10 protein-coding genes are annotated in these 6,905 nt (G+C 40.3%); all 10 read left to right on the top strand.

The window, feature by feature from the left end:
- Positions 1-195 precede the first annotated feature (195 nt).
- A complete protein-coding gene (locus Q0K35_RS10015) occupies positions 196-402 on the top strand; it encodes a YabP/YqfC family sporulation protein (protein WP_294562707.1) in 207 nt (68 codons plus the stop codon).
- Complete coding sequence (locus tag Q0K35_RS10010) at positions 389-1,294, top strand: sporulation protein YqfD (RefSeq protein WP_294562705.1); 906 nt, start codon at positions 389-391, stop codon at positions 1,292-1,294. Before Q0K35_RS10015 ends, Q0K35_RS10010 begins: the two co-directional genes overlap by 14 nt.
- Positions 1,287-2,237, top strand: coding sequence for a PhoH family protein (locus tag Q0K35_RS10005; protein ID WP_294562704.1), 951 nt, complete (start codon positions 1,287-1,289; stop codon positions 2,235-2,237). Before Q0K35_RS10010 ends, Q0K35_RS10005 begins: the two co-directional genes overlap by 8 nt.
- Positions 2,238-2,302: 65 nt before the next feature.
- Positions 2,303-2,653, top strand: a complete 351-nt coding sequence (locus Q0K35_RS10000) for a cysteine peptidase family C39 domain-containing protein (protein ID WP_294562702.1) — start codon at positions 2,303-2,305, stop codon at positions 2,651-2,653.
- A gap of 20 nt (positions 2,654-2,673) precedes the next feature.
- Positions 2,674-3,126 carry an rRNA maturation RNase YbeY gene (ybeY, locus tag Q0K35_RS09995; protein WP_294562709.1) on the top strand — a complete coding sequence of 151 codons (453 nt, stop codon included), beginning with the start codon at positions 2,674-2,676 and terminating at the stop codon, positions 3,124-3,126.
- Positions 3,110-3,454: a diacylglycerol kinase family protein gene (locus Q0K35_RS09990; protein ID WP_294562701.1), complete on the top strand. Its 345-nt coding sequence runs from the start codon at positions 3,110-3,112 to the stop codon at positions 3,452-3,454. Before ybeY ends, Q0K35_RS09990 begins: the two co-directional genes overlap by 17 nt.
- Positions 3,451-3,846 (top strand): cytidine deaminase, encoded by a 396-nt coding sequence (cdd, locus tag Q0K35_RS09985; protein WP_294562700.1) that lies wholly within the window; start codon positions 3,451-3,453, stop codon positions 3,844-3,846. The genes Q0K35_RS09990 and cdd overlap by 4 nt, the downstream gene beginning before the upstream one ends.
- 1 nt (position 3,847) lies before the next feature.
- Positions 3,848-4,735: a GTPase Era gene (era, locus tag Q0K35_RS09980; protein WP_294562699.1), complete on the top strand. Its 888-nt coding sequence runs from the start codon at positions 3,848-3,850 to the stop codon at positions 4,733-4,735.
- The gene (gene recO / locus Q0K35_RS09975; RefSeq protein ID WP_294562698.1) at positions 4,728-5,447 is read left to right on the top strand and encodes a DNA repair protein RecO; all 720 of its coding nucleotides are present in this window, start codon (positions 4,728-4,730) and stop codon (positions 5,445-5,447) included. Before era ends, recO begins: the two co-directional genes overlap by 8 nt.
- Positions 5,448-5,524: 77 nt before the next feature.
- Positions 5,525-6,901: a glycine--tRNA ligase gene (locus Q0K35_RS09970; RefSeq protein WP_294562697.1), complete on the top strand. Its 1,377-nt coding sequence runs from the start codon at positions 5,525-5,527 to the stop codon at positions 6,899-6,901.
- Positions 6,902-6,905 lie beyond the last annotated feature (4 nt).

The raw sequence follows: 6,905 nt of genomic DNA, 5'->3' as shown, positions 1-6,905 counted from the left end.
TTCATACTAAAAAGAGGGTACCCACATGAGATGTTAAAGATACCCACACATAAAGTTAAATAGGTTTTAAAATGGCAACACCAAAGTTTAGAGCTATGGCACACCCACACACGAATTTAAAGTGCCCTTTTTTTTATCTTTGCAAATAAGTTCAGTTTACGGACACTTCTTTCATATACTGAAATGAGGTGTCTGATGATCACATTATCTGATGAAAAAATCAGTATCATTCATTATAAAAAAATCAGTAAGGTATCGATCCAAGAGATACATATTGAAACGGCGCATACGACTGTCATGATTAGCGGTGAGGAGCTTTTTATCGTCTATCTGAATGCGGATGAGATCATCTTAAAAGGGAAAATCAGGAAGGTTGATTTTTTAGCTCATGAGAGGGCATGATCTTTATAAGGCGGAATGTGATATTTATGAAGTGATGGCTTATGTGATGCAGCATCGTATTACCATCTACCATCTGAGGGAAGAGAAATATGTTTATTTTTCTTCTTCTTGTAAATATCGAACATTGCTTCAAAAACATCCGCTCATTCACTATCAGTCAAGTATCGGCATGATGGGCATGGTGTTTCGCTTTTTTGCCAGCAAAGAAAAAATAGCTGCTTTGATTTGTTCGCTGCTTTTGTTTTTGGGTTTATCCAAAACTATTTTTCAGGTAGAGATCCTGGGTGAAAGTGATTTCCATCACGATCTCATCGAAACAAAGCTGAAACAGTTTCAAACACCTTTTTTCTATTGGGACAGTACAAGTATCTATAAAAAGCTGGCTGAGCTGAATCAGGATCTCAACTGGTATGCCGTACATCAAAAAGGTTCCAAGCTGGAAATTCATTTTCTTCCCCGTGAAAAAATGGAGCTTTCACAGTTTCATCCATATGATCTTATCGCTTCTAAAGATGGTGTCATTGCCGCTTTTGATGTAGCGAAAGGGAATAAGGTCGTCAAGATCAATCAAAAAGTACAAAAAGGAGAAGTCTTGGTCAGCCATATCATTTTGGATAGCAAGGAAGAAGAGAAGACAAGCGATGTATTGGGAAAGGTCTATGCCTATACCTTTGAACGCATTGACGTGGAAATCTCTAAAAATGAGCTTCCCGAGGCCATCAATTATTATTTATGTCTGATGAAAAGCAGGATGCAGCTGTCACTTGATAAAGATGAATATATTGTCAAAGAGATTCCTTTGCAATTTGAAGAAGATTCAGCTACAATAAGGATGTCCAATTATTATGTTTTATATGAGATGATTGCGGTAGTAGGAGAAAGTGATGAATAAATACAGTTTAGATGTTTCTTATTGGGAAATGGATGAAAGAAGAATGCTTTGTGGTCCAAATGATCAGTATTTAAAGCTTTTAGAGAATGAATTTGATTGCCAGCTCGTTTTTGATGATAATTCTTTGATATGCCTTGGAGAAAATGAGTTGTGCCTGAAGGTGATCAAAAACTGTTATTCTTTGATGGAACAAACCCATCAGCTGTCTTTAAGCGATGTCCAATATCTATGTAATCTGGTGAAGAAGTATCCTTATTCCAAAAAGCTTCATTTTTCAAATGAGCCGATTGCCAAGACATTTAACGGTAAGCTGATCTTTCCTAAAACGATCGGTCAGCGCGTGCTTATTGAGAGCATGGAAAACAGTGATATCGTCTTTGCAAGCGGAGTGGCAGGCACCGGAAAAACTTATCTTGCAGTCGTTTATGCTGTCAGCCAGCTGAAAAAGGGCGTTTTCTCTCGAATCGTGCTGACACGTCCGGCCGTAGAAGCGGGTGAATCTTTAGGCTTCTTACCGGGTGATCTGAAAGAAAAGGTCGATCCTTATTTACGTCCTCTTTATGATGCCTTGTATGATATGCTGGGAAATGAGCAGGTGGCAAAGCTCATGGAAAAAGATGTCATAGAAATTGCTCCTTTGGCCTATATGCGTGGCAGGACGCTGGATAATGCTTTCATCATTCTGGATGAGGCACAGAATACGACGCGTTCACAGATGAAGATGTTTTTGACACGCATGGGCTTTAATTCGAAGATCGTGATCACCGGTGATACGACCCAGATCGATCTTGTGAAGCCCAAGGAATGCGGTCTGACGCAGGCAATCGAGTATCTGCATGATGTTGAGGGTATCAGCTGTGTTGAACTGACAAGTCATGATGTCGTTCGTCATCCGATGGTACAAAAAATACTTGAACGTTACGAAAAATATGAAAATTCTTAAAAAAGAAACATCAGAAGTTTCTTTTTTTTATTTGGAATGGATATATAAGAGTAGGAGGTATAAATATGAACTGTGGTATTGAGGTATTAAAACGACTGAATGAATTGATTGATACAGATTTAACAAAGGTAATCTGCCGCTGTGAAAAAAAGCTCGGTGAAAAGGGCTTATGTATGTCAGATCTGTTTGAAGAATTGAATCTGGTACTTCCTTGTCAGGCGGTATCTTCGCTTCATCTCATAAAAAAAACACCGTATATTGCTTTTATCGGCTTTGATCATCATGGCCATTATGTGTTGGTCGAGGATGTTCAAAAGAAGGTAAGGGTATATGATCCCGCTAAAGGTTTTTTAAAAATGACAAAATTTCATTTTTATATGATTTGGAGCAAGAAAGCAATCGTTTTTATGTTATAATAGAAAAGAATTCGAGGTGGATTATGATAACGCTCATCAATCAGACAAATGATGAAAAATGGAATGAATATGAAGAGAGATTTCAGCGTATTTTTGAAAAGACGCGTGAGGTATGCAGGGTTGATCGGGATTATGACGTATCGATCATTCTGGTGAATGACCGCGAGATCCATGAAATCAATAAATCGTATAGAAATATCGATCGTCCTACAGATGTGATCAGCTTTGCATTGAAGGATAGTGAGGATGAGATCATGCTGGAGGAAATCGAAGCAGAGCTGGGAGATATTTTCATCAGTGTGGATGCGGTGAGAAAGCAGGCCAAAGAGTATGGGCACAGCGAATGCCGTGAGATCAGCTTTTTATGTACCCATGGGCTTTTACATCTTCTCGGCTATGATCACATGAATGAAGAGGATGAAAAAGAGATGTTCGCTTTGCAGGATGTGATATTGGATGGTTTCTCTTTTTAAGAAATTTAAGGCTGCATTCAGTGGTCTTGGCTGTGCCGTCAAAGACAAAAGCGTCCGGCTTCAATTGGTCTTTGCTGCGGCTGTGCTTGTTTTTGGCTGGATATATGGATTTAGTGGTGAGGAATGGCTTTGGATCGTCAGCGCTGTTTTTATCGTCGTCTTATGTGAAATGGTAAATACTGCTGTTGAGCGCATCTGTGATCTTATTGATCCTCATCTTAACGTAAAGATCAAATATATCAAGGATCTGAGTGCCGGTTGTGTCCTGCTTGCCAGTTTATATGCAGTTGTGATAGGATGTATGATCCTGAAAGGAGTATTACGATGATTGATCAGAAATTAGTAGAAAGAGCTTTTAAAAATCTGGAAAATGCCTATGCACCTTATTCACGATATCGTGTCGGAGCATGTCTTGAAACGGTGAATGGTGATTTTTATGATGGTGCAAATATTGAAAATGCCTCATTCGGACTTACCAATTGTGCGGAAAGAAGTGCGGTTTTCGCAGCATATTCCAAAGGTGTCCGCAAAGAGGATATCAAGGCTTTGGCTATCGTTTGTGAAGGAAATACGATTGCCGCACCTTGCGGTGCCTGCCGACAGGTCCTGGTCGAGCTGTTGAAAAAAGATACGCCGATTTATCTGGCGAACCGTACATCACAGCTTGAAACAACGATCGAACAGCTTCTTCCGATGAGCTTTACGCAAGAGGATCTATAAGATGAAAAGCGGTTTTATCGCAATCGTAGGACGTCCTAATGCCGGCAAGAGCACGCTTTTGAACAGCATTATGAATCAAAAGCTGGCGATCATTTCAAGCAAGCCGCAAACAACGCGCAACAATATCCAGGGGATCTTAAGTGATGAGGATTCTCAGATGATCTTTATTGATACCCCGGGGATCCATAAACCGCATCATGAATTGGGCCGTACGCTGAATAAAAGTGCTTATGCGTCTTTACAGGATGTTGATGTCATTTATTATATGGTGGATGCATCGGTTCCTTTTGGACATGGAGAAGAATTTGTATTAAATCAGATCAAAGGAAAATCGGAAAATATTTTTCTTATCTTAAATAAGGCGGAGCTTTTGTCACGCGATAAGGTCATGCAGTTGATCTTGCAATGGCAAAAACGATATGATTTTAAAGAGATCTTTCCATTAAGCGCTCTTGAAAGGCGAAATGTCGATGAATTGATCAAAACGACGAAGAAATATCTTTCAGAGGGACCTATGTATTTTGATAGTGATACGATTTGTGATCACGATCAGAATTTTTTGATCAGTGAACTGATCCGTGAAAAAATCATTTATCGGACACAGGAGGAAATCCCGCATTCGGTGGCGGTGGTCATTGAAAATAGGGAAGAAACTGAAAATAAGATCTATATCCAGGCGATGGTCATTGTTGAAAGAGCCAGTCAGAAGGGTATATTGATCGGCAAACAGGGTAAGATGATTTCTTCTATTCGTTTAGATGCGCAAAAGGAATTACGCTTCATTCTGGGCAAAAGGGTTGAATTGGAGCTGTATGTACGCATAGAAGAAAATTGGCGCAATAAGGAGAGCAAGATCCATCAGTTTGGTATCGGTGAGCTTGATGAGTGATTTTAAGGGCATCGTCTTGACAAATACGCTCATTCATGATCATGATGTGCTCATGAATGTGCTTACGCCTTTTGGAAAGATAAGCATGAAAGCAAAAGGGGTATTAAAAACACATTCTAAAAACCGTAATTATACAGAAGTAGGATGTTACAGCCTTTTTCATACGATCGATAAGAATACGTCGAAGATCGTGCTGTTGAAAAATGCGGAAATGGTAAAACGTTTTTTGAATATTGAACATGATCTGATCCGCAAAAGCATTTATTCGTGTTTTCTTGAAATCATGAATAAGACTGACATCTGCTTTGAAGATGCTCTTCAATATATAGAAATCCTGGACAGCTGTGCGAATCCTTATTGTATCTATGCCTTGCTGTTATGTGAAGTGCTGCGCTCAAGCGGCGTTTCGATCGTGGTCGATGCGTGCGTGCTTTGTTCTTCGGAGAAAGGATTATGTGCCTTATCGATTCCGGATGGCGGTTTTGTATGCGTTCATTGCTTTGATCAGACGCGTCATTATCATCTAAGCGTGGATGAATTAAAAAATTTACGCTATGCAGCGCACGCTTCTCTTGAGAATTATCAGGCTTTAGAAGCAGCTTCGACACTTTCCTTCCAGTCAGTCAGCTATCTTGTTGAGCTTTTACATCGCTATGGTGAGATCACGCTTCGCAGCCATGCGTTTTTAGAGGTTTTACAGCCACTTGCTTAATTTGACAATCAAGTGGTTTTTGTGTTATAAAATAGGATGAGTTTGTTTGCACAATTAAAATTTAGGAGGCATAACATATGGGTGATTTCAGTTTTGAAAAAATCGTCAATCATGCGAAAAATTCAGGATTTGTATATCAGGGTTCCGAGATATACGGCGGTCTGAGCAATACGTGGGATTTCGGACCTTTAGGAGTAGAATTAAAAAACAATATTAAAACGGCCTGGTGGAGAAAATTTGTCCAGACGTCACCCTACAATGTAGGCATTCAGAGTGCTATTTTGATGAATCCAAAGGTTTGGGAAGCAACGGGACATTTACAGGGCTTTTCAGATCCTTTGATGGATTGCAAGGTATGCAAGACCCGTCATCGCGCGGATCATCTGATCGAAGAGTTTTCAAATGGCAAAGTGAATCCGGAAGGCTGGAGCAACGAACAAATGATGCAGTATATCAAGGACAATCATATCGGCTGTCCAAACTGCGGTGCCCATGACTTCACAGAGATCCGTCAGTTTAATTTGATGTTTAAAACATTTCAGGGGACTTTGGAGGATGCGAAGAGCACGATCTATCTCCGTCCTGAAACTGCGCAGGGAATGTTTGTGAATTTTAAGAACGTTCAAAGAACCATGCGTAAAAAGCTTCCTTTTGGTATTTGCCAGGTAGGAAAATCTTTAAGAAATGAAATTACGACCGGTAATTTTATATTCAGGACACGTGAGTTTGAACAGATGGAAATGGAATTTTTCTGTAAGCCCGGCGAAGATCTGAAGTGGTACGATTATTGGAAAAAGACGTGCATGGATTTCTTGACGCATTATGGAATCAAGCCGGAAAATCTGCGTTTCCGTGATCATGCGAAGGAAGAGCTGTCCTTCTATTCCAAAGCGACCTGTGATATCGAATATAACTTTCCGTTCGGCTGGGGCGAACTGTGGGGCATTGCAGATCGTACGGATTACGATCTAAAGCGTCATATGGAACATTCCAAGGAAAATCTGGAATATATGGATCCGATGACCCATGAGAAGTATATCCCTTACTGCATTGAACCGGCAGTGGGTGTGGAAAGAGTTTTCCTCAGTGTTTTTGCGGATGCTTATGATGAAGAGGTCATCAACGATAAGGATACGCGTATCGTAATGCATCTGCATCCGGCCTTAGCACCTGTCAAGGCTTGTATCACGCCGCTTAGTAAAAAACAGAATGATCTGGCTATGAAGCTTTTTGAACAGCTGTGTGTTGATTTTGCTGTTGATGTTGATGATGCAGGCAGCATCGGCAAGCGTTATCGCAGAGCGGATGCGATCGGAACGCCATTCTGCATCACACCTGATTTCGATACTGAGAATGACGGTTGTGTTACGGTTCGTGATCGTGATTCCATGGAGCAGGAAAGAATCAAGATCGAAGATTTAAATGAATATATTTCTTCAAAGATCGCATTTTAGGAAG

This window comes from uncultured Traorella sp. (assembly GCF_944327115.1).
Classification (GTDB): domain Bacteria; phylum Bacillota_I; class Bacilli_A; order Erysipelotrichales; family Erysipelotrichaceae; genus Traorella.
The sequence above is the reverse complement of the archived record's forward strand: the minus strand, read 5'-3'. Positions and strand labels throughout refer to the sequence as shown.

Bases quoted from the DNA above. Each gene is read 5' to 3' on its own strand.
- Q0K35_RS10015 (WP_294562707.1), top strand. From the start codon at position 196: ATGATCACATTATCTGATGAAAAAATCAGTATCATTCATTATAAAAAA.
- Q0K35_RS10010 (WP_294562705.1), top strand. From the start codon at position 389: ATGAGAGGGCATGATCTTTATAAGGCGGAATGTGATATTTATGAAGTG.
- Q0K35_RS10005 (WP_294562704.1), top strand. From the start codon at position 1,287: ATGAATAAATACAGTTTAGATGTTTCTTATTGGGAAATGGATGAAAGA.
- Q0K35_RS10000 (WP_294562702.1), top strand. From the start codon at position 2,303: ATGAACTGTGGTATTGAGGTATTAAAACGACTGAATGAATTGATTGAT.
- Q0K35_RS09990 (WP_294562701.1), top strand. From the start codon at position 3,110: ATGGTTTCTCTTTTTAAGAAATTTAAGGCTGCATTCAGTGGTCTTGGC.
- cdd (WP_294562700.1), top strand. From the start codon at position 3,451: ATGATTGATCAGAAATTAGTAGAAAGAGCTTTTAAAAATCTGGAAAAT.
- era (WP_294562699.1), top strand. From the start codon at position 3,848: ATGAAAAGCGGTTTTATCGCAATCGTAGGACGTCCTAATGCCGGCAAG.
- recO (WP_294562698.1), top strand. From the start codon at position 4,728: ATGAGTGATTTTAAGGGCATCGTCTTGACAAATACGCTCATTCATGAT.
- Q0K35_RS09970 (WP_294562697.1), top strand. From the start codon at position 5,525: ATGGGTGATTTCAGTTTTGAAAAAATCGTCAATCATGCGAAAAATTCA.